Annotated in this window: 24 protein-coding genes; 13 read left to right on the forward strand and 11 right to left on the reverse strand. The window is 74.6% G+C overall.

The genetic code is table 11. The features are described 5' to 3' along the window. Positions 1-6: 6 nt before the first annotated feature. Complete coding sequence (locus tag OCU29_RS16790; RefSeq protein ID WP_261820818.1) at positions 7-873, reverse strand: Fpg/Nei family DNA glycosylase; 867 nt, start codon at positions 871-873, stop codon at positions 7-9. Positions 874-1,012: 139 nt separating this feature from the next. Here OCU29_RS16790 and OCU29_RS16795 point away from each other — a divergent pair, with 139 nt between their 5' ends. The 4 genes from OCU29_RS16795 to OCU29_RS16810 all read left to right on the forward strand — a co-directional run bounded on the left by OCU29_RS16795 (position 1,013) and on the right by OCU29_RS16810 (position 4,566). Then, positions 1,013-2,218: an ATP-binding protein gene (locus OCU29_RS16795; protein ID WP_179614927.1), complete on the forward strand. Its 1,206-nt coding sequence runs from the start codon at positions 1,013-1,015 to the stop codon at positions 2,216-2,218. Positions 2,219-2,457: 239 nt separating this feature from the next. Then, complete coding sequence (locus tag OCU29_RS16800) at positions 2,458-2,742, forward strand: hypothetical protein (protein ID WP_179614928.1); 285 nt, start codon at positions 2,458-2,460, stop codon at positions 2,740-2,742. A 40-nt stretch (positions 2,743-2,782) separates the two neighbouring features. Then, on the forward strand, positions 2,783-3,574 hold the full coding sequence (locus OCU29_RS16805) for a glycerophosphodiester phosphodiesterase family protein (RefSeq protein ID WP_261820819.1): 792 nt from the start codon (positions 2,783-2,785) through the stop codon (positions 3,572-3,574). Between the two features lie 29 nt (positions 3,575-3,603). Continuing rightward, on the forward strand, positions 3,604-4,566 hold the full coding sequence (locus OCU29_RS16810; protein ID WP_261820820.1) for an SEC-C domain-containing protein: 963 nt from the start codon (positions 3,604-3,606) through the stop codon (positions 4,564-4,566). Positions 4,567-4,582: 16 nt separating this feature from the next. On the opposite strand, the gene OCU29_RS16815 is transcribed toward OCU29_RS16810, so the two are convergent. The 6 genes from OCU29_RS16815 to larB form a co-directional block, all read right to left on the reverse strand. Next, positions 4,583-5,623 carry an adenylate/guanylate cyclase domain-containing protein gene (locus OCU29_RS16815; protein WP_179614931.1) on the reverse strand — a complete coding sequence of 347 codons (1,041 nt, stop codon included), beginning with the start codon at positions 5,621-5,623 and terminating at the stop codon, positions 4,583-4,585. A 16-nt stretch (positions 5,624-5,639) separates the two neighbouring features. After that, positions 5,640-6,029 carry a Crp/Fnr family transcriptional regulator gene (locus OCU29_RS16820; RefSeq protein ID WP_179614932.1) on the reverse strand — a complete coding sequence of 130 codons (390 nt, stop codon included), beginning with the start codon at positions 6,027-6,029 and terminating at the stop codon, positions 5,640-5,642. A 210-nt stretch (positions 6,030-6,239) separates the two neighbouring features. Continuing rightward, positions 6,240-7,499: an arginine deiminase gene (locus tag OCU29_RS16825; protein WP_261820821.1), complete on the reverse strand. Its 1,260-nt coding sequence runs from the start codon at positions 7,497-7,499 to the stop codon at positions 6,240-6,242. A gap of 34 nt (positions 7,500-7,533) precedes the next feature. Continuing rightward, positions 7,534-8,145, reverse strand: a complete 612-nt coding sequence (locus tag OCU29_RS16830; RefSeq protein ID WP_261820822.1) for a TMEM165/GDT1 family protein — start codon at positions 8,143-8,145, stop codon at positions 7,534-7,536. A gap of 9 nt (positions 8,146-8,154) precedes the next feature. Then, positions 8,155-9,402 (reverse strand): nickel pincer cofactor biosynthesis protein LarC, encoded by a 1,248-nt coding sequence (gene larC, locus OCU29_RS16835; RefSeq protein WP_261820823.1) that lies wholly within the window; start codon positions 9,400-9,402, stop codon positions 8,155-8,157. After that, positions 9,399-10,103: a nickel pincer cofactor biosynthesis protein LarB gene (gene larB, locus OCU29_RS16840; protein WP_261820824.1), complete on the reverse strand. Its 705-nt coding sequence runs from the start codon at positions 10,101-10,103 to the stop codon at positions 9,399-9,401. The genes larC and larB overlap by 4 nt, the downstream gene beginning before the upstream one ends. A gap of 125 nt (positions 10,104-10,228) precedes the next feature. Here larB and OCU29_RS16845 point away from each other — a divergent pair, with 125 nt between their 5' ends. Continuing rightward, positions 10,229-10,579, forward strand: coding sequence for a hypothetical protein (locus OCU29_RS16845; RefSeq protein WP_261820825.1), 351 nt, complete (start codon positions 10,229-10,231; stop codon positions 10,577-10,579). 21 nt (positions 10,580-10,600) lie between these two features. On the opposite strand, the gene OCU29_RS16850 is transcribed toward OCU29_RS16845, so the two are convergent. Further along, a complete protein-coding gene (locus OCU29_RS16850) occupies positions 10,601-11,443 on the reverse strand; it encodes a prephenate dehydratase (RefSeq protein WP_179614938.1) in 843 nt (280 codons plus the stop codon). A gap of 23 nt (positions 11,444-11,466) precedes the next feature. Between OCU29_RS16850 and OCU29_RS16855 the strand changes: the two genes are divergently transcribed. The 3 genes from OCU29_RS16855 to OCU29_RS16865 all read left to right on the forward strand — a co-directional run bounded on the left by OCU29_RS16855 (position 11,467) and on the right by OCU29_RS16865 (position 12,743). Next, a complete protein-coding gene (locus tag OCU29_RS16855) occupies positions 11,467-11,862 on the forward strand; it encodes a DUF4446 family protein (RefSeq protein ID WP_261820826.1) in 396 nt (131 codons plus the stop codon). A gap of 76 nt (positions 11,863-11,938) precedes the next feature. Beyond that, entirely contained in the window at positions 11,939-12,160 is a 222-nt protein-coding gene (locus OCU29_RS16860) for a hypothetical protein (RefSeq protein ID WP_261820827.1), read from the forward strand. Next, a complete protein-coding gene (locus tag OCU29_RS16865) occupies positions 12,153-12,743 on the forward strand; it encodes a hypothetical protein (RefSeq protein WP_261820828.1) in 591 nt (196 codons plus the stop codon). The genes OCU29_RS16860 and OCU29_RS16865 overlap by 8 nt, the downstream gene beginning before the upstream one ends. Before the next feature lie 22 nt (positions 12,744-12,765). On the opposite strand, the gene OCU29_RS16870 is transcribed toward OCU29_RS16865, so the two are convergent. Continuing rightward, a complete protein-coding gene (locus tag OCU29_RS16870) occupies positions 12,766-14,340 on the reverse strand; it encodes a YegS/Rv2252/BmrU family lipid kinase (RefSeq protein WP_261820829.1) in 1,575 nt (524 codons plus the stop codon). A gap of 83 nt (positions 14,341-14,423) precedes the next feature. Here OCU29_RS16870 and serS point away from each other — a divergent pair, with 83 nt between their 5' ends. Genes serS through OCU29_RS16895 form a run of 5 tightly spaced genes read left to right on the forward strand, consistent with a single transcriptional unit; the run spans position 14,424 to position 18,562 of the window. Further along, positions 14,424-15,713 (forward strand): serine--tRNA ligase, encoded by a 1,290-nt coding sequence (gene serS / locus OCU29_RS16875; RefSeq protein WP_261820830.1) that lies wholly within the window; start codon positions 14,424-14,426, stop codon positions 15,711-15,713. Between the two features lie 20 nt (positions 15,714-15,733). Further along, positions 15,734-16,537, forward strand: a complete 804-nt coding sequence (locus OCU29_RS16880; protein ID WP_261820876.1) for an HAD family hydrolase — start codon at positions 15,734-15,736, stop codon at positions 16,535-16,537. Next, entirely contained in the window at positions 16,534-17,076 is a 543-nt protein-coding gene (locus tag OCU29_RS16885; RefSeq protein ID WP_261820831.1) for a GNAT family N-acetyltransferase, read from the forward strand. The genes OCU29_RS16880 and OCU29_RS16885 overlap by 4 nt, the downstream gene beginning before the upstream one ends. Next, positions 17,073-17,879 carry an HAD family hydrolase gene (locus OCU29_RS16890; RefSeq protein ID WP_258017163.1) on the forward strand — a complete coding sequence of 269 codons (807 nt, stop codon included), beginning with the start codon at positions 17,073-17,075 and terminating at the stop codon, positions 17,877-17,879. The genes OCU29_RS16885 and OCU29_RS16890 overlap by 4 nt, the downstream gene beginning before the upstream one ends. A gap of 35 nt (positions 17,880-17,914) precedes the next feature. Beyond that, positions 17,915-18,562: a hypothetical protein gene (locus tag OCU29_RS16895; protein ID WP_261820832.1), complete on the forward strand. Its 648-nt coding sequence runs from the start codon at positions 17,915-17,917 to the stop codon at positions 18,560-18,562. A 270-nt stretch (positions 18,563-18,832) separates the two neighbouring features. Here OCU29_RS16895 and OCU29_RS16900 read toward each other — a convergent pair whose 3' ends face one another. Together OCU29_RS16900 and OCU29_RS16905 are read right to left on the reverse strand one after the other, a co-directional pair. Then, positions 18,833-19,363: a bacterial proteasome activator family protein gene (locus OCU29_RS16900; protein WP_179617266.1), complete on the reverse strand. Its 531-nt coding sequence runs from the start codon at positions 19,361-19,363 to the stop codon at positions 18,833-18,835. A gap of 170 nt (positions 19,364-19,533) precedes the next feature. After that, positions 19,534-20,508, reverse strand: coding sequence for an NAD(P)H-quinone oxidoreductase (locus OCU29_RS16905; protein WP_261820833.1), 975 nt, complete (start codon positions 20,506-20,508; stop codon positions 19,534-19,536). Between the last annotated feature and the right edge of the window lies 1 nt (position 20,509).

Here is a 20,509-nt window from a genome sequence, read left to right on the forward strand (position 1 = left end):
CCGCGGTCACTTCAGCAGCTTGCTCATCCGGCGGTCGGCCAGCGGTTTGCCGCCGGTCTGGCAGGTGGGGCAGTACTGCAGGCTGGAGTCGGCGAAGGAGACCTCGCGCACGACGTCGCCGCAGACCGGGCAGGCCTCGCCGGTGCGGCCGTGCACCGCGAGGTGGGTCTTCTTCTCGCCCTTCAGCTCGCTGGCCGCCAGCCCGCGGGAGCGGTCGACGGCGGCGCCGAGAGTCGCGCGCAGGGCGTCGTAGAGCACCGTCAGCTCGTCGTCGTCGAGCGAGGAGGCCGGCTTGTACGGCGACATCCGCGCCGCGTGCAGGATCTCGTCGGAGTAGGCGTTGCCGATCCCGGCGATGGTGCCCTGGTGGCGCAGCACCCCCTTGAGCTGCTTGCGGCCCTCGGCCTGCAGGATCTCGCCGAGCCGCTCGCGGGTGAAGTCGTCGGTCAGCGGGTCGGGGCCCAGGCTGGCGATGCCGGGCACGTCGAGCGGGTCGCGCACGACGTACATCGCCAGGCTCTTGCGGGTGCCGGCCTCGGTGACGTCGAGGCCGGTCTCGTCGTCGAGCACGATGCGGGCCGCGATCGTCGACTTCGGGCTCGGCTTGGGCGGGGTCGCGGGCACCTCGTCGCGCCAGCGCACCCAGCCGGCGCGGGCCAGGTGCATCACCAGGTGGGTGCCGGAGAGGTCGATGTCGAGGAACTTGCCGTGCCGGGTGACCCCGTCGACCAGCACGCCCTCGAGCGCGGTCAGGGGCGGGTCGAAGGTCTTGAGCGCGCTGAACTGGGCCAGGTGCACCTTCGTGACCGCTCGCCCCTGCAGCCGGCCCCCCAGGTCGAGGGCCAGCGCCTCCACCTCGGGCAGCTCCGGCACGGGCCCACTCTAGGCCGCGGGCCGTGCCCCTGGGGGTGACTCCGGGGCCACGCGCGGGCGCAGGACCCGGCGCCGATCGGCGCTACGACTCGCTAGCGATGTATGCCGCCGGCGCTAGAGATCCCGATACCGTCCGATCGTGGACCCCGTGCGCAACCCCTACGCCCCCGGCGCCGGCCAGCGCCCGCCCGAGCTGGCCGGGCGCGACGAGCAGCTGCGCGCCTTCGACGTCGTGCTGGAGCGGGTCGCGCGCGGGCGCCCCGAGCGCTCGCTGGTGCTGACCGGGCTGCGCGGCGTCGGCAAGACGGTGCTGCTCAACGCGCTGCGCTCGGCCGCCGTACGCCGCGGCTGGGGCACCGGCAAGCTCGAGGCGCGCCCCGAGCAGGGGCTGCGCCGCCCGCTCTCCAGCGCGCTGCACCAGGCGATCCGCGAGCTCGGGCACCCCGAGCAGGACCAGGTCGACCAGGTGCTGGGGGTGCTGCGCGCCTTCGCGCAGCGCGAGGCCGGCGCCGACGCCAAGCTCAAGGACCGGTGGAGCCCGGGCATCGACGTGCCGGCCGCCCGCGGTCGCGCCGACTCCGGCGACATCGAGATCGACCTCGTCGAGCTGCTCACCGACGTCGGGGGGCTGGCCTCCGACGTCGGCAAGGGCGTGGGCGTCTTCATCGACGAGATGCAGGACCTCGGCCCCGCCGACGTCTCGGCGCTCTGCGCGGCCTGCCACGAGATCAGCCAGTCGGGGCTGCCGGTGATCGTCGTGGGCGCCGGCCTGCCGCACCTGCCGGCGGTGCTCAGCGCCAGCAAGTCCTACTCCGAGCGGCTCTTCAGCTACCAGCGCATCGACCGGCTCTCCCGCGACGCCGCCGACCGGGCGCTGTGCGCCCCGGCCGCCGAGGAGGACGCCGAGTTCACCGACGACGGCCTGGCCGCGATGTACGCCGCGACCGGCGGCTACCCCTACTTCATCCAGGCCTACGGCAAGGCGGTCTGGGACCACGCCCCGCGCTCGCCCATCAGCGCCGACGACGTGGCCGTCGCGGCCCCCGAGGCCGAGCGCGAGCTGGCGGTGGGCTTCTTCGGCTCGCGCTACGAGCGCGCCACCCCGGGGGAGCGCGACTACCTCTGCGCGATGGCCGACGCGGCCGCCGACCGGGGCGAGGACCCGGTGGGCGCGGTGGCCACCGCCGACGTCGCCGCCGTGCTCGGCAAGAAGCCCCAGTCGCTGTCGCCCGCGCGCGATGCGCTGCTCAAGAAGGGCCTGATCTACTCCGGCGAGCGAGGCCGGATCGCCTTCACCGTCCCCCACTTCGGCCGCTACCTGCGCGACCACGCCGACCCGGCGTGAATCTCGCGCCGACCCGGCGCAGATCTCGCGCCGACCCGGCGCAAATCTCGCGCCGACCCGGCGCAAACCTCGCGCCGACCCGGCGCACACCTCCGTACCGGCTCAGGACGGCCCGCACTCGACCGCTCGGTGGTGCGAAACTGACCGGTCGGTGGTGCAGAAGTGACCGCTCGGCCGGCCCCACCCGCGCACCCCTCGGGGGGAGTGGCGGGGTACGCCGCCGTGGCAGCGTCGGAGGCATGAGCAGCCACGACCCCACGTCCGAGGCCATGGGCCCCACCGACGACGCGCGGCGCCACGAGCCCGAGCGGGGCCCGGGCCTCGCCGACCAGGAGGCAGAGCCGACCGTGGCGCTGCAGCGGGTGCTGCGCAGCGTCGGGGAGGAGCTCGCGGGACGCCCCGAGGAGGAGGTGCTGGCCGAGCTGCGGCGCCGGCTGCCCGAGGACTCCCGACCCCCGGAGGCCAACCTGCGCGCCGCGGCGACCGCGATCGCGGAGGGGCGGCACGAGGACGGCAGCCGCTGAGGTGCTCGCCCGGGCGGGCGAGGTGCGCGATGATCGCCGCATGAGGCCGCAGGTCCTTGCCCACCGCGGCGCGAGCCACGACCACGCCGAGCACACGCTGGGGGCCTACATCGCCGCGCTCGACGACGGCGCCCAGGGGCTCGAGTGCGACGTCCGGCTGACCGCTGACGGCCACCTGGTGTGCGTGCACGACCGCGACCTGCGGCGTACGGCGGCCACCCGCGGCACCGTGTCGACGATGGACCTCGCCGACCTCTCCGAGCTCGACTTCGCCACCTGGAAGCACCCCTGGGCCGAGCTCGACGACGAGCGCCCCGACGTCGACGAGGAGCACGGCAAGGTGCTCACCCTGCGCAAGCTCTTCGAGGTCGCGGCCGACTACGACCGCCGCGTCGAGCTCGCGGTCGAGACCAAGCACCCCACCAGGTACGGCGGCCTGGTCGAGCAGCGCGTCGTCGAGCTGCTCTCCGACTTCGGCTGGACCGGGCCGGACAGCCCGGCCCGGGTGATGAGCTTCTCGTGGCAGGCGCTGCGCCGGGTACGCCGCCGCGCCCCCGACGTGCGGGTGGTCCAGCTCGTCGACCAGATGGGGGCCTGGCCGCTGGTGCGCCGCAGCGTGGGCCGCGACTGGATCCTCGGCCCCGGGGTGCAGGAGCTGCGCGAGCACCCGCGCACCGCCCGGCGGATCGCCGACAGCGGCCACGAGATCCACGTGTGGACCGTCAACACCCGCGCCGACCTCGAGCTGTGCCTGGAGCTGGGGGTCAGCGCGGTGATCAGCGACCGGCCGGCGTACGTGCTCGAGCTGCTCGACGACCTCGGGGTCCACTAGCCGCCCGCGGGCCCGGTAGGTTCACGCCCATGGCGAAGAAGTCCCGCACCAAGGCCCGCGACCAGCGCACCACCGACTCCACCCCCGGCGAGGTCGGCCCGCGCCAGCCCTGCCCGTGCGGGTCGGGCAAGCGCTACAAGGCCTGCCACGGCGCCCCCGGCGGCGGCGCCGACGCGTTCGTGAACCGTCCCTTCGAGGGCCTGCCCTCCGAGTGCGACATCATCGCGCTGCGCGAGCTGGTGCCGGCCGGCACCGCCCCGCTCACCCTCGCGTCCTCGGTCGAGGGCTCCGACCGCACCGTCACCCTGTGCTCGCTGCTGCCGATGGCGGCGCCGGCGATGGTGCGCGAGAGCGGCGAGATCTGGCTGGGCCTGCAGGTCCAGCACTCCTTCGGCGACCCCGCCCGCGACCTCGGCGCGGTGCTGACCAAGGCGCTCGCGGCCGCGGAGGCCGGCGAGACCGGCGTCGTGGGTCTCACCGACGCCCCCGGCCAGGGCCCGCGCCTGCAGGACCTGGTCACCGGCGACTCGCTCGACGTCACCGTGCACGAGGGCTTCGACTACTGGATCGCCGACGTCGAGGACAAGGACTCGATGGCCGGTGCCCTCGACCAGGCCAACGAGGCGGCCTACCCGACCGCCCGCCTGACCCAGGTCGAGGCGGCCTACTGGACCAACGTCGGCACCAAGGAGCACCTGCGCTGGGTGATGCCCGAGCCCGAGGACCAGCTCCTCGACGCGCTGGCCCGGCTGCATGCCTCCGGCAAGGACGACATCGCCCCCGGCTCGCGCCTGGTCGGCATGTTCCGCGCCCACGGCCTGCTGGCGCCGGTCTGGGACCTGCCGGTCGGCACCGGCCCGGAGGCGCTGGAGGACCCGGCCGCGCAGTTCGCCGCCGACCTGGCCGCCGCGCTGGCCGACGAGTCGCCGCTCACCGCCGAGGAGCGCTCGGCCCGCAACGGCCTGGCCAACCGCCAGGTCACCATCCGCTGAGCGCGGCCGAGCACCCCTAGGCGCGGCGCAGCACCCACGGCTGCAGCCGCGAGTAGCCCTTGACCGACGCCCGCTGCGGGCGCCGGAACGTGTACGACGCCTGCTCGCGCTCGGCCTCGAGCGCGGCCAGGTGCTCGTGCGCGCTGTCGTCCACGAGCACCGTGCCGGGCCGGGCCAGCGAGGTGAGCCGCGCCGCGATGTTGACGGTGGGGCCGAGCACGTCGCCCAGGCGCAGCACCACGTCGCCGTGGGCGATGCCGGCGCGGACCGCGGGGAACGCGTCGTCGGGGTCGGCGCCGCGACGCGTCATCTCGAGCGCGATCTCGGCGGCGGTGGCCACGTCGTCGGCCACCAGCAGCACCTCGTCGCCGATGTTCTTGATGACGCGGCCGCCGTGCTCGACCACGATGCTGCTCGAGACGTGCTCGAACTCCTCGATCCAGGCCACCAGCTCGGCCTCGCGCAACGACTTCGACCGCGAGGTGAAGCCGACGATGTCGACGAAGCAGACCGCCTGCACGAGCACCGGCTCCCCGGGCCGACCGGCCTCGCCCGGCTGACCGCTCAGCGCCAGCAGCCGGCTCGACGCGCCGGCCAGGTGCCGCTTCCAGGCGTAGGCCTGCAGCTGCTCGACGCGCGGCAGCACCTCGGCGGTGAGGGCCGCCATCGCCTCCACCGGGTCGACGTCCGACTGGCCCGCCTCCCCGGCCCGCTCGGCGTGCTCGGCGGCGACCCGCGCCAGCAGCGTGGTCTGCCACTCCGCGAGGCGGGCGAAGGAGCGGCCCCAGGTGCGCACCAGCGCGGCCTGGGAGTCGTCGCCGAGGATGCCGAGGCCGGTCAGCTCGGCGCTGAGCCGCAGCGCCTCGACGTCGGCCTCGGTGAAGGCGACGTCGTCGTCGGCGGTCTCGGCGAAGCCCAGGAGCCGCCACAGCTCACGGGCCAGCTCGAGGGGCACGCCCGCCCGGGCGCTGACCTCGCGCCGGGTCAGGTGCGGGGCGTGCCCCAGCAGCAGCTCCTCGACGCGGTCGGCCGAGACGCCGGGCTCCGACGCCTCCACGCGACGTACCGCCGGCTCAGGGGTGCTTGGCGCGGTCGGCCTCGAACCGTTCGCGGGCGACGTTCTCGAGGGCCTCGCCGAAGCTGGGCATCTCGACGGCGAGGCGGTTGAGCGCCTCTGCGGTGAAGTGGATCAGCTCGAGCGGGCTGAGCGCGACCACGCTGGCGGTGCGCAGCGAGTGGTTGACGATCGCGGCCTCGCCCATGATGTCGCCGGGGCCGAGCTGGGCGATCTCCTCGCCGTGCTGACGGACCGACACGGAGCCCGACAAGATGATGTAGGCCTTGTCGGCGCCGGTGCGCTCGGAGATGGGCGCCCACCCCTCGGGCAGCGTCACGCGGGTGCCGGCCGAGGAGATCTTGGCGATCTCCTCGGGTGTGAACGCGCTGAAGAACGAGCTGGCCATGGGGACGACCTTTCGGGGGTTCGGGGGTGCTCCCGCGGCGATCCTCGCGGACCGGTCACGGGCTGGCAAGCACCCGTCGGGCGGGTCACAGGGTCAGGAGGCGCCGCCGCGGGGGAACTGGCGCCGGCTCGGCGGGGAACTGGCGCCGGCTCGGCCGGGAAGTGGCGCCGGTTCGGCGGGGAACTGGCGCCGGGTCGGCGTACGGGCGGGTCAGAGCGGGTCGCGCACGATCGGGCAGCTCATGCAGCGCGGCCCGCCGCGGCCCGAGCCCAGCTCGGAGCCGGCGATCCGCACGACCTCGATGCCGGCCTCCTCGAGCCGGTCGTTGGTCTCGTCGTTGCGCTCGTAGGCGACGGCCACCCGCGGCGCGAGGGCCAGGGTGTTGTTGCCGTCGTCCCACTGCTCGCGCTCGGCGGTGACCGGGTCGAGGCCGGTGTCGATGTGGTGCAGCTGGTCGATGCCCATCGCCTTGGCGGCCGCGACCAGGAACGGCTCGGCGCCCGAGACCTCCAGGCGCAGCGTCGACTCGTCGTCGGTGTCCTCGGCGAGGGTGACGGTGTAGGCCTGCAGCGAGTCGGCGACGTTGGGGTACATCACGACCTTGTCGACGTCGACCAGGGTGCAGATCGTGTCGAGGTGCATGGTGGCGCGCTCCTGGGTGATCGGCACCGCCAGGACCGTGCGCGCGAGGCCCGCGTGGAAGACCTGGCGCGCGAAGCGCTCGACGCCCGCGGGGGTGGTGCGCTCGCCGACGCCCACGGCGATGACGCCGGGGGCCAGCAGCAGCACGTCGCCGCCCTCGACGTGCTCGGAGTGCCAGCCGTGGATCTTGCGGGTGCCGCGGAAGCGAGGGTGGTCGGTGTAGATCAGCTCGGTCAGCTGGGTCTCGCGGGTGCGCGCGGGCATCGCCAGCGAGGTCACCGCCACCCGGTCGCGCACCCACACGCTGGAGTCGCGGGTGAAGAGCAGGTTGGGCAGCGGGTCGACCAGGAAGTCGTAGGGCGAGAGCAGCGAGGTCACCAGGCCGTGGCCGCCGCGCACCTCGTCGTTGCGGATGCCCGCGGTCAGGTACGACGTGAGCTCCTCGGGGCTGGCGTCGTGCAGGAAGCCGGCCAGGTAGCTGCGCAGCGTGTCGCCCAGGTGCAGCCCCGAGAGGGCCGCGGTGACGGCGTGGTTGCGCGCCATCTGGTCCTGCAGCGTCTCGGTGAGCAGCTCGGTCAGGTAGAGCACCTCGACGTCGCGGGCGCGCAGCGCCTCGGCGAACGCGTCGTGCTCCTCCTGGGCGCGCGCCACCCACGGGATGCCGTCGAAGAGCAGGCGGTCGTTGTTGCGCGGGGTGAGCCGCTTGAGCTCGTTGCCGGGGCGGTGCAGCATCACCGTGCGCAGCCGGCCGACCTCGCTGTCGGCGCCGTGCTGGGGCTGGGCAGCGCTGTGGTCGGCGCTGTGGTCGGCGCTCGGGCTGGCAGTCATGGGCGACACCCTAGTGCCGCCGCCCGGGTGGGTGTCAGGCCAGCAGCTCGTACGTCGTCAGGGTGGCCAGGGCCAGGCAGACGGTGGCGCCGCCCCACATCAGCACGTGCACCGGCACCCGCCGGGTCAGCGCCCGCCCGACGAGCACGGCGAGGGCGCTGACGCTCAGCAGGGCGGCGAGCGCGCCGACGAAGACGGGGAGCACGGCGTCGAAGCGGGCCACCAGGGTGATCGTGAGCAGCTGTGACAGGTCGCCCCACTCGGCGGCGAAGAGCACCAGGAACGACGCGAGCACCGCGCGCCACCCGGTCGCCGGAGCGGCGCGCTCGAGGATCTCGGCGCCCTCCTCCTCGTCCTGCGCCTGGTGGCCGGCGCGGGCCTGGCGGGCCTCGCGCGCCAGCAGCGCGGCGCCGACGAGGAACATGGCCGCGGCCAGCCCCCGCACCAGGTCGTCGGGCAGGAACGAGACCGCGCGGCCCAGCAGCACCGCGACCCCGGTCTGCACGGTGAAGGCGAGGCCGACCCCGAGCCAGACCAGCAGCGGCCGGTAGCGGGTGCTGAGCACCAGCGTGGCCAGGAAGGTCTTGTCGGGCAGCTCGACCAGGAAGATCGTGCCGAAGGTGATGAGCAGGGCGCTCAGCTCCACGCTGTGTCCTCAGGGATCGGGGTGTCGCTCGTCGAGCAGGTCGTGGGCCAGCGCCTGCGCCTGCGCGAGGACCGCTCGCGCCGGGCGCCCCGTGGCCCGCGCCGCCGCGGCGACGTCGTCCCACTCGGGCTGGGCGGTGATCCTACGACCGGCGTGCTGCGCGACCTTGACCCGCACCCGGGTCCCGTCGACCTGCACCTCGACGACCTCCCGCGGCAGCGGGCGCTTGGTGACGGGGTGCTCGCGCAGGCCGATGGTGGTGGTCTCGGCGACGACCACCGCCCGCACCCGCTCGGCCAGCTCGGGGCGCACCAGCACCGACAGCGTGTGGGCGGGCCTGCCCTTCTTCATCACGATCGGCGTCAGCCACGCGTCGGCCGCGCCCACCTCGAGCAGCGCCGCCAGCACCCCGGGCCACAGCCGCGGGTCGAGGTCGTCGACGTTGGCCTCGACGACCAGCTCGGTGGAGGGGTCGCTGCTGGTGTCGGAGGGGTCGGTAGAGGGGTGGGCGGAGGGCCCCGTGGGGACGCCGGGCCCGGTCAGCAGCCGGACGACGTTGGGATGGGTGGCGGGGTCGCGGCCACCCGCGCCGACCCCCACGGCCTCGACGCCCATCGCGGGCTGCGGGCCCCAGGTGTCGGCGAGGCTGACCAGCAGGGCCGCACCGGTGGGGGTGCACAGCTCGGCGGGCGGCGCCCCGGGCGGGCCGGCGTACGACGGGACCCCGCGCAGCAGCTCGACGACCGCCGGCACCGGCACCGGCAGCGACCCGTGGGCGGCGCCGACGCGCCCCGAGCCGACCGCGACCGGGCTGACCACGACCGGGCCCTCGTGGCGCCGGCGCAGGTGGTCGAGGCCGGCGCAGACCCCGACCACGTCGGCGATGGCGTCGAGCGCGCCGACCTCGTGGAAGGTCACGTCGTCGGGGGAGTGGCCGTGCACGGCGCCCTCGGCTGTGGCCAGCCGGGCGAAGACGCCCAGCGCGGCGACCCGCACCGGCTCGGCGAGGTCGGCGGCGACCAGGAGGCGGCGTACGTCGCGCCAGCTGCGGTGCGTGGAGGAGCCGGCGACCTCGACGTGGCAGCGGGTGGCCGCCAGCCCGGCGCGCCGCACCTCCTCGACGCGGAGGGTGACCGGCTCGGGGGAGGCGGCCTCGACGGCGCCCCGGAGCACCTCGAGCGGCACGCCCGCGCCGAGCAGGGCGCCGAGCAGCATGTCGCCGCTGGCGCCGGCGGTGGCGTCGACCCAGGTGGTCACCGGGGGTCCCCTGGGCTGCGGGGAGCGCTCTGCCGGGCGATCCGGGCGGCGAGGACGCCGGCGCCGTAGCCGTTGTCGATGTTGACCACGCCGATGCCGGGGGCACAGCTGTTGAGCATGCCGAGCAGCGCCGAGACCCCGCCGAGCGAGGCGCCGTAGCCGATGCTGGTGGGCACCGCGACCAGCGGCACGCCCACCAGGCCGCCCACGACCGAGGGCAGTGCGCCCTCCATGCCGGCCACGACCACGAGCGCGTCGGCCGCGGCCAGCTCGTCGCGCACCGCGAGCAGCCGGTGCAGCCCGGCGACGCCGACGTCGTCGATGCGCGCGACCCCGGCCCCGTGGGCGGTCACGCTCAGCGCCGCCTCGGCGGCCACCGGCGCGTCGGAGGTGCCGGCGGCGACGACCAACACCCGGCCCCGCGGGGCGGGGGGCGGGCCGAGGGTCGCGGCGCGGGCCACCTCGTCGACGTGGGCGTCGGGCAGCTCGCCGGCCACCAGCTCGAGCGCCTCGGGGCCGAGCCGGGTCGCGAACACCATCCGGTCGGGGTGGCGCTCGTGCAGGGTGCGCAGCAGCGCGACCACCTGCTCGGGGCGCTTGCCCTGGCCCAGCACCACCTCCGGGTCGCCGGTGCGGGCGGCGCGGTCGACGTCGACGCGCGCGAAGCCCAGGTCGTGGGTGCGAGGATCGGTCGGGTCCACGGCGACGAACCTACTCGTCGGGCGCCCCGTCGTGTTGATGCAGATTTCACGTACCCAGGTTTGCTTCGTGGGCCCGAGGGTAAGGACCTCGAGAGGAACGACACGAGGACATGGGGGTCCGCGACGTGGAGATCGATCTTGAGCACGAGGTGAGCCGGGTCTCGGCCAGCCTGCTCGCCTTCGACCGGCTGGCGCACACGCTGACCTTCCGGCCCCGGGGCGCGAAGCCCGTCGAGATCGGCGTCGACGAGCAGACCCTGCGCAACTGGCTGCAGGGCGCCCTGCTGGCCGCCGACCAGCCGGCCAGCCACGCCTTCCCGCACGAGCGGGCCATCGAGCTGCTGGTGCGCCGGCTCCAGGAGCTCCACGAGGGCGGGCAGGACCCCTTCACCCCGTTCCGCGACCGGCTGCGCGCCGCGCTGACGCCGTCGCTGGGCTTCTCGTCGCGTTCCCGGCCGGTCGAGCTGGTCTCCTAGCGCCGGTCCGGCTGCTGCGCCTCAGTCGGCCCGGAACGGGTCGGCGGGGTAGGTGCCGAGCACCTTCACCTCGGTGGTGAAGAACGCCAGCTCCTCCAGCGCGCGCCGCAGCGGCGGGTCGTCGGGGTGCCCGTCGACCTCGGCGAGGAACTGGGTGGCGGTGAAGTGCCCGTCGACCATGTAGCTCTCGAGCTTGGTCATGTTGACGCCGTTGGTCGCGAAGCCGCCGAGCGCCTTGTAGAGCGCGGCCGGCAGGTTGCGCACGTTGAAGACGAACGTCGTCACCAGCGGCCCCGAGCCCGCCTCGGCCGGCTGCGCGTCGCGGGAGAGGACCACGAAGCGGGTGGTGTTGTGCTCCTCGTCCTCGACGTCCTCGGCGAGCACCTGCAGCCCGTAGATCCCGGCCGCCAGCGGCGGGGAGATGGCCGCCTGGGTGGGGTCGCCGGCCTCGGCGACCTCGCGCGCCGCGCCCGCGGTGTCGCCGGAGATCTGCGGCGACAGGCCGTGCTCGCGGATGATCCGGCGGCACTGGCCCAGGGCGTGCACGTGGCTGTGCACGGTGCGGATGGTGCCCAGGTCGGCGCCGGGCACCGCCATCAGGTGGAAGCGGATGCGCAGGAAGTGCTCGCCGATGATGTGCAGCGGCGAGCCGGGCAGGAAGTGGTGGATGTCGGCGACCCGGCCGGCGATCGAGTTGTCGATCGGGATCATCGCCAGCTCGGCCTCACCACCCTCGACGGCCGCGAAGACGTCCTCGAAGGAGGCGCACGCCAGCGCCTCCCACTCGGGGTAGTGCTCCTGGCACACGATGTGGGAGTTCGCTCCGGGTTCGCCCTGGTAGGCGATGCGTCGCACGGTCGGCACGCGGTGAGTCTAGGGTCGGCCGCGTGCTCGCCCTCGCCGTCGTCTCCCTGGTGGTCGCCCTGGCCGCCCTCGCCCTCGCCGCCGCCGCGCTGCGCCGTACGCCGACCGGGGTCGCGGGCGGCCCCGACGCCCTGCCCGAGGACGTCGTCGGGCTGCGCCAGGAGGTCGCGGCCCTGCGCGCCGAGGCGGTCGACGCGCTGCGCCACCTCGCGGTGGTGCGCTACGACGCGTTCGGCGACATGGGCGGGCACCTGTCGTGGTCGGTGGCGCTGCTCGACGACGGCGGCAACGGGATCGTGCTGACCTCGATCCACGGCCGCAGCGAGGCCCGCACCTACGCCAAGTCGGTGGCCGGCTGGACCTGCGAGCAGCAGCTCTCCCCCGAGGAGGAGGAGGCGATCGGGGCGGCCCGCCCCTGAGGCAGCCAACGCAGGGAGCCGCCGGAGCGTCAACGAATCGTTGACACGGGGGCGACTGTCAACCTAGTGTTGACGCATGTTCTCTTCCGTGCGTCACCTCCGGGTCGTCTGGACCCTCGGTACCGTCGCGGCCGGGGCCCTGCTGCTGGTCCTCGGCCTGCAGGTCGACGGATTCGTCGGCGGCATGGGCCAGGGCGCGGGCGGTGCCCTCGTCGTGCTCGGCCTCGTCGTGCTGGTCCAGCGCCTGCGGCGGCCCGCGGACGACGCTGATACCTGGCTGCCCAGCCGCGATGGCTGACGCCGACGGTGGCCAGCCCACGATGTCGGACGACACGTTGGGCGACACGTTGGGCGCGGCGATCCTGGGCGACCTGGCCCCCGAGGCCGGCCAGCAGGACCACCTCGCCATCGTGCGCCGCACGGCCCAGGCCGAGCAGGAGGTCCGCTCGCTGCTGCGTCAGGCGGTCGCGTCGGCGCGCGGTGCGGGCCACAGCTGGGCCGTGCTCGGCGCCGAGCTGGGGATGAGCAGGCAGGCCGCCCAGCAGCGCTTCGGGGAGCCACGCGACCAGGACGATGCCGAGACGACGGACGGCGGGCCGGGGAACGCGGAGGAGCGCTGGCTCGGGCCGGTGACCGCCTTCGACGAGATGGGCGAGCTGGCGCTGGCCGGGAGGCTGGGCTGGCGCACCGTCGGTGCGGGCGTGCTGCGCCACCGGGTGCGGCGCACCCCCACCCAGTGGGAGCACCGGCGGGTCGTGTGGACCGGCAGCGCCGCGCGCTTCGAGCGGGACGGGTGGGTGGTCGGCGTGCGTGCCTTCCCGTGGCTCTACCTGGTGCGCGACACCGGGCTGCCGGCCGAGCAGGCCCCGAGCAGCCCCTGACCGGCCCCCGCCCAACCCTAGGTCAGCGCGGCACACGGACCAGCAGCCGGCCGTGGATGCACTCCATCCGCAGCTCGCGGCCCGGGCCGATGGAGTCGCCGTCGAGCTGGCGCGGGGTCTCGTCCTTGGTGCGCACCACCACCGAGGCGCCGGTCTTGCGGTCGACCAGCTCGTCGGTGTGCTTGCGCTTGAGCAGCACCCGCCAGGCCAGCGGGATCCAGGCCAGGAAGTTGCGCGGGTGCAGGATCACCACGTCGAGCTGGCCGTCGTCGATCGTGGCGTCGGGCAGCAGCGGCATCCCGGCCTGCAGGAAGCCGACGTTGCCGACGACCACGGTGCGGGCGCGGTGGGTGGTGAACTCGGCCCCGTCGACCGAGACCTCGACCTTCATCGCCGGGAACATCAGCGACTTCAGCCCGCTGAGCACGTAGGCCAGCCAGCCGACCCGCTTCTTGATGTCCTCGTTGACGCCCTCCATGATCGCGGCGTCGAAGCCCATCCCGGCCATCACCATGAAGTGGGTGCCCTCGATGCCGTCGCCCTCGACGGCGACCATGTCGATGGCGCGGTCCTGCCCGGTCAGCGCGACGTCGATCGCGGCGCGCAGGTAGAGCGGGATGCCGAGGTTGCGGGCCAGCAGGTTGCCGGTGCCGGCGGGCACGATCCCGACCGGGATGCCGGTGCCGGCCAGCTCGGCGCACACCTCGCGCACGGTGCCGTCGCCGCCGCAGACCAGCACCATGTCGGCGCCGGCCACGGCCGCCTCGGCGGCCATCCCGGTGCCCGGGTCCTCGATCGTGGTCAGGTGCCACGTCGGCTCCGACCAGCCGGCCTCGCGCGCCATCGTGGAGACGGTGTGGCGGAAGGCGCCCTCGTCCTCGACCTTGATCGGGTTCAGCACGACCGCCAGGCACCGCTGCGTCGGGATCGCCTCGGGCAGCGGCTCGGCCTTGACCGCGTGGCTGCGCGGCAGCGGCGAGTAGAGCGCCAGCACCAGCAGGCCCACACCCACGCCGAGGAGCACCCCGGCGACCACGTCGGTGGCGTAGTGGCGCCCCAGCAGCACCCGGTCGAGCCCGGCCACGACGACCAGCAGCGCCGCGGCGACGTACACCAGGCGGCGGGTGCCGAGGCGGCGCACCAGCATGATCGCCAGCACCACCCCGACGGTGGCGTAGGCCGCCGTCGAGGAGGCGTGGCCCGACGGGAAGGCGTTGCTGCTCAGCGAGCCGGCCTCGAGCTGCCAGTCGGGCCGGTCGCGGGCCACCAGCAGCTTGAGGCCGGTGGTTGCCAGCGCGGTCAGCGACATCACGGCCACGGCGTACGCCGCGGCGCGGCGGTGCCCGCGCACGAACATCGCGACGGCCAGCAGCACCGTCAGGACGGTCATCGCGATCGTGCCCAGCGCGGTCTCCACGACCCGCAGCGGTCCCTGCAGCCAGTCGGCGTCGACGGCGTCCGCGGCCAGCGGCTCCCCGCGGCCGTCGAGGCCCGAGAGCGGGCCCCAGCCACCGGAGACGGCGAGCGCGAGCAGGGCGAAGACCGCGAAGCAGGCAGCAGCCCAGCTCAGCAGCACGTATCGGGAGCGGTCCAGCACGCCGACCAGTATGGGCGACGCCCGGGAGGCGGCTGTCCACAACGGGGGTGAGGCGCCGCTCGGCCCGGCGATAGCCTCTCCCCATGATCGATCCCCGCATCCTGCGCGACGACCCCGACCGCGTCCGAGCCTCGCTCGCCAAGCGCGGCCTGTCCGCCGAGGTGGTCGACCGCGCCCTGGCCGCCGACACCGCGCGCCGCGCCGCCATCGCGTCGTACGAGACCAAGCGGGCCGAGCAGAAGCAGCTCGGCAAGCAGATCCCGCAGGCCCAGGGCGAGGAGAAGCAGGCGCTGCTGGCGCAGACCAAGACCCTGGCCGCCGACGTGAAGGCCGCCGAGGCCGCCCAGGTCGAGGCCGAGGCGACCTGGCAGGAGGCGCTGTCCTCGATGCCGAACCTGACCTCGGAGGAGACCCCGCCCGGCGGCGAGGACGACTTCGTGGTGCTCGAGACGGTCGGGACGCCCCGCGACTTCGCCGCCGAGGGCTTCGAGCCGCGCGACCACATCGAGCTCGGCCGGATGCTGGGCGCCATCGACATCGAGCGCGGCGCCAAGGTCTCCGGCAGCCGCTTCTACTTCCTCACCGGCGTCGGCGCCCAGCTCGAGCTGGCGCTGGTCAACCTGGCGATGGAGCAGGCCCGCGCCGAGGGCTTCACCCAGGTGGTGCCGCCCTCGCTGGTGCGCCCGCGCGCCATGGAGGGCACCGGCTTCCTGGGCCAGGCCGCCGACGACGTCTACCGCATCGAGGGCGAGGACCTCTACCTCGTCGGCACCTCCGAGGTGCCGATGGCCGCCTACCACTCCGACGAGATCCTCGACGGCGCCGACCTGCCGCTGCGCTACGCCGCGTTCAGCCCCTGCTTCCGCAAGGAGGCCGGCTCGCACGGCAAGGACACCAAGGGCATCATCCGGGTGCACTGGTTCGACAAGGTCGAGATGTTCGTCTACACCACCCTCGAGGACGCCGAGGCCGAGCACCGGCGGCTGCTGGGCTGGGAGAAGGCCTTCCTCGACAAGCTCGAGCTGGCCTACCAGGTCATCGACGTGGCCGCCGGCGACCTGGGCCTCTCGGCGATCCGCAAGTTCGACTGCGAGGCGTGGATCCCCACCCAGGGCAAGTACCGCGAGCTGACCTCCACCTCGAACTGCACCGACTTCCAGACCCGTCGCCTCGACACCCGCGGGCGCTTCGCCACCGAGTCCGGCAGCGAGATGCGCCCGGTCGCCACCCTCAACGGCACCCTGTGCGCGATGACCCGCACGATCGTGGCGATCCTCGAGACCCACCAGCAGGCCGACGGCTCGGTGCGGGTGCCCGAGGCGCTGCAGCCGCACATGGGCGGGCTGAAGGTCCTCGAGCCGGTCGCGCGATGAGCGGGGCCTGGACCCCGCGCCTGGTCGCGCTCGACATCGACGGCACCCTGCTGCGCTGGATCGACGGCACCGGCACCTCCCACGAGGAGATCACCCCCGCGGTCCACGACGCCGTACGCCGCGCGCGCGAGGCGGGCACGCACGTCGTGCTCGCCTCGGGCCGCTCGCCCGACGGGATGACCGGTGTCGCCGACCTGCTGGGCCTGGCCACCGAGGAGTCCCCGGTGTGGGTGGTGGCCTCCAACGGGGCCGTGGTCTTCCGCTACCCGCCGATGCAGGTGGTGCACGAGGAGACCTTCGACGCCCGGGCCGCGGTGGCGGCGGTGCTGGCCGAGCACCCGCGGGCGCTGGTCGCGGTCGAGGAGCGCGGGGTCGGCTACCGGGTCAACCGGCACTTCCCGATGGGCGAGCTGTCCGGCGAGATGATCCTCAGCGACGTCGACGACATGGTCGCCGAGCCGGTCAGCCGCGTGATCATCCGCGACCCCGACGCCACCGTCGACGACTTCGTCGCGCTCGCCGGGCGGCTCGGGCTGCACGGCACCGACTACGTCGTGGGCTGGACCGCCTGGCTCGACCTGGCCCCGGTGGGGGTCTCCAAGGCCTCCGGGCTGGCGGCGGTCTGCGACGACCTGGGCGTCGACGCCGCCGACGTGCTGGCCATCGGCGACGGCCGCAACGACCTCGAGATGCTCGCGTGGGCCGGGCGGGGCGTGGCGATGGGGCAGGCGATCGAGGAGGTCCGCTCCGCCGCCGACGCGGTGACCGCGACCGTCGACGAGGACGGCGCGGCCGTCGAGATGTCCCGGTACTGGCCGGCATGAGCGGCCCCGCCGCGCCCCCGCTGGAGATCCGCACCGAGCGGCTGCTGCTGCCGGTGTGGAGCCCCGGCGAGGCCGCCGACATCGCCGCGGGCCGGCGGCGTCCCGAGTGGCACGCCGACTACCCGCAGGCCGACGACCGCGACGCCGCCACCCTCTACGTGCCGCACAGCGCCTGGAGCCCGCGCCACGTCGTGCGCGGCACCACCGTGCTCGGCTCGATCGGCTGCTTCGGCCCGCCCGCGCCGGCCGCCGACGACGTGCCCGAGGTCGAGGTCGGCTTCGGGCTCGTGGCGCAGGCCCGCGGCTGGGGCTTCGCCAGCGAGGCGCTCGCCGGGCTGGTGGCCGCCCTCGACGACGTCGGCGTGCGGGTGCGCGCCGCCGTGCGGCCCGACAACCGCGCCAGTCTGCGGGTGCTGGCCCGCTGCGGCTTCACCGGGCTGCGCGGCTCCGACGAGGACGGGCGCCTGGTGATGGTGCGCCCGCTGCCGGCGCTGCCGGTGCCGCCGGTGCCGCCGGTGTTGTCCGCGGGGGACTCGTGAGCAGGCTGCCCCGGCTGCCCCGGCTGGTCGCCACCGACCTCGACGGCACGCTGGTGCGCAGCGACGGCACCGTGTCGGCGTACACCCGCGAGGTGCTGCTCGAGCTCGACCGGCGCGACGTGCCGGTCGTCTTCGTCACCGGCCGCCCGCTGCGCTGGGCCGCCGACGTCTTCGAGCACGTGGGAGCCCACGGGCTGGCGATCATCTCGAACGGCGCGCTGGTCTGGGACGTCACCGGCGACCGGGCCGTGCTCGAGCGGCCGATCCAGCCCGACCTGGGGCTCGAGGTCTGCGCGGCGCTGCGCGCGGCCGTGCCCGGCACGGCGTACGCCGTCGAGACGATGCGGGGCATCGAGCTCGAGCCGGGCTTCATGGAGCGCTACCAGGTGCCCGACGCGGCGCGCCGCGCCCCGGTCGAGGAGCTCTTCGACGCGCCGGCGCTCAAGCTGCTGGCGCGCCACGAGGAGCTGGAGCCGCAGGAGTTCTGGGACGTCGCCGAGGAGGTCACCGGCGGGCGGCTGGTGGTGACCTGGTCGTCCTCGACGACCCTGCTCGAGATCAGCGGGCCGGAGGTCACCAAGGCCTCCACCCTCGAGCTGCTGTGCGCCGAGCGCGGCATCGAGGCCGCCGACGTGATCGCCTTCGGGGACATGCCCAACGACCTGCCGATGCTGGGCTGGGCCGGCACGTCGTACGCCATGGCCGACGCGCACCACACCGTCACCGCGGTCGCCGACCACGTCGCGCCGGGCCACGACGAGGACGGCGTGGCGCGGGTCCTGGCTGGTGTGTTCGACCTGTGATCTGGTCTCATGTCACCGTGCCGAGCCTCCGCCCCGTGACCCCGCGCCCCTCCGGGCCGGTCGGCGTGCTCGCCACCCTGCTGGTCGCGGTGCTGCTGGGCTCGGCCCTGCTGCTGGGCCTCGGGGCGCTGCTGGCCCCCGCCGGGGCGACGGGCGAGAAGTGCGACAGCGACACCACGGTCAGCTCGCAGGCGCGCCAGGCCGCGGCGGTCTTCACCGGCTCGGTCGTCTCCAGCAGCGCCGAGCGCCGCTCCGGCGGGCAGCGCGGCGTCGACCTGACCCACCAGGTCGCGGTCGACCTGGTCTACAAGGGCACCAGCCGCATCACCGACATCGAGGTCGAGGTGATGACGACCCGCAGCTCGGGCGGCTGCGACCTGGGGCGGCTCCAGGACGGGACGACGTACGTCTTCTTCGTCAGCGCCGACCCCGACACCGAGGGCGTCTTCGTCGCCGCCGGCGACAGCGGCACGGCCGCCAGCGACGCGGCGCTGCTGCGCGAGGTCGAGGACATCTTCCCCAACCCCAAGCCCCCGGTGGCCGCCGAGCCGCCCTCGGCCGAGTTCGAGCGCCTCGAGCTCGACGAGCCCACCCCGCTGACCCGCGCCCTGGCCCCCGGCGCCGCGCTGGTGCTCATCGGCACCCTGGGCCTGGTCCTGGCCCGCCGCCTCGGCCGCCACTGACCACACCCCGCCGACCCGGCGCAGATCTCACCCTGACCCGGCGCATACTTCGCGCTGACCCGGCGCAGATCTCACCCTGACCCGGCGCATTCTTCGCGCTGACCCGGCGCAGATCTCCCTCTGACCCGGCGCATTCTTCGCGCTGACCCGGCGCAGATCTCCTCGCGGAACTTTGAGCCGGCTCGACGCGAGATCCAGGCCGGGTCAGTGAGAGATATGGGACGGGTCGGCGCGAGATATGCGCCGGGTCGGCGCGGTGGCCGCGACAGGTCAGAGGTACATGCCGCCGGAGTCGCCGGGCTGGACGCCGGGGTCCCCGCCCTGGCCGGGCTGACCGGGCTGACCGGGGTGGCCGTGGCCGCCGGGACCGGCGGGCAGGCTGCGGCGCATCTGCTCGAACTGCGCCTTCGCGGCCATCTGCTGGGCGTAGATCGCGGTCTGGATGCCGTGGAAGAGCCCCTCGAGCCAGCCCACCAGCTGGGCCTGGGCGATGCGCAGCTCGCCCTCGCTGGGGATGCCGTCCTCGGTGAAGGGCAGGGAGAGCCGGTCGAGCTCCTCGACGAGCTCGGGGGCCAGGCCGTCCTCGAGCTCGGCGATCGAGGCCTGGTGGATGCCCTTGAGCCGCTGGCGGCTGGCCTCGTCGAGAGGAGCGGCCTTCACCTCCTCGAGCAGCTGCTTGATCATGCTGCCGATGCGCATCACCTTGGCGGGCTGCTCGACCAGCTCGGTGATGGAGCGCTCCCCGGCCTCGTCGTCGTCATCGTCCTGCGCGGTGGCCAGGTTGAGCGCAGAGGCCGGCATGGTGGCCAGGGGCTGGCCGTCGGGCCCGACGATCACGACGTGCTGCTCCTGCTCCCCGGCGGGAGCGCCGGTGCGCTCGGTCGGGGGCTGGTCCTGGGGCTGGTCCTGGGCGTCGGGCTCCTGGGTCATGGGCCCCAGCCTAGGAGGCGGCACCCGGCGGCGGTGCGGCCCTACAGGGTGAGCAGGATCTTGCCGGTGTGCGACCCCGAGCCCATCAGCTCGTGCGCCTCCCGCACCTGCTCGAGCGGCATCGTGCCGTGCACGACCGGGCGCACCGACCCGTCGGCGACCAGCGGCCACACGTGCTCGACGACCGCGGCGCAGATCGCTGACTTGTCCTCGACCGGGCGCGAGCGCAGCGAGGTGGCGATGACCGCGCCCCGCTTGCGCAGCAGCACGCCGAGGTCGAGCTCGGCCTTGGTGCCGCCCTGCATGCCGATGACCACGAGGCGTCCCTCGAGGGCGAGGGCGTCGACGTTGCGGGCCAGGTACTTGGCCCCCATGTTGTCGAGGACCACGTCGACACCGCCGTCGGTGCTCTCGCGCACCACCTCGACGAAGTCCTGCTTGCGGTAGTCGATGGCCACGTCGGCGCCGAGCTCGCGGCAGAACGCCAGCTTCTCCGGGGTGCCGCCGGTGGTGAGGACCCGGGCGCCCATCGCGTGGGCGAGCTGGATGGCGAAGGTCCCGATGCCGCCGGCGCCGCCGTGCACCAGCAGCGACTCGTCGGGGCGCAGGCCGGCCACCATGAACACGTTGGACCACACCGTCGCCGCCACCTCGGGCAGCGCCGCGGCCGTGACCAGGTCGACGCCCGCGGGCACCGGCATCACCTGCCCGGCCGGCACCACGACGTACGACGCGTAGCCGCCGCCGGCGAGCAGGCAGCAGACCTCGTCGCCCACCGTCCAGCCCTCGACGCCGTCGCCGAGCGCTGCGACGGTGCCGGAGCACTCCATGCCGATCACCTCGGAGGCGCCGGGCGGCGGCGGGTAGAAGCCCTGGCGCTGCAGGAGGTCGGCGCGGTTGAGGCCGGCCGCGGCCACCTCCACCAGCACCTCGCCCGGCCCGGGGGTCGGGTCGGGGAGCTCGGCCACGGACAGGATCTCGGGTCCGCCGGACCCGTCGGCGACGACAGCACGCATG

It is taken from the genome of Nocardioides sp. OK12 (assembly GCF_024341885.1).
Lineage (GTDB): Bacteria > Actinomycetota > Actinomycetes > Propionibacteriales > Nocardioidaceae > Nocardioides > Nocardioides marinisabuli.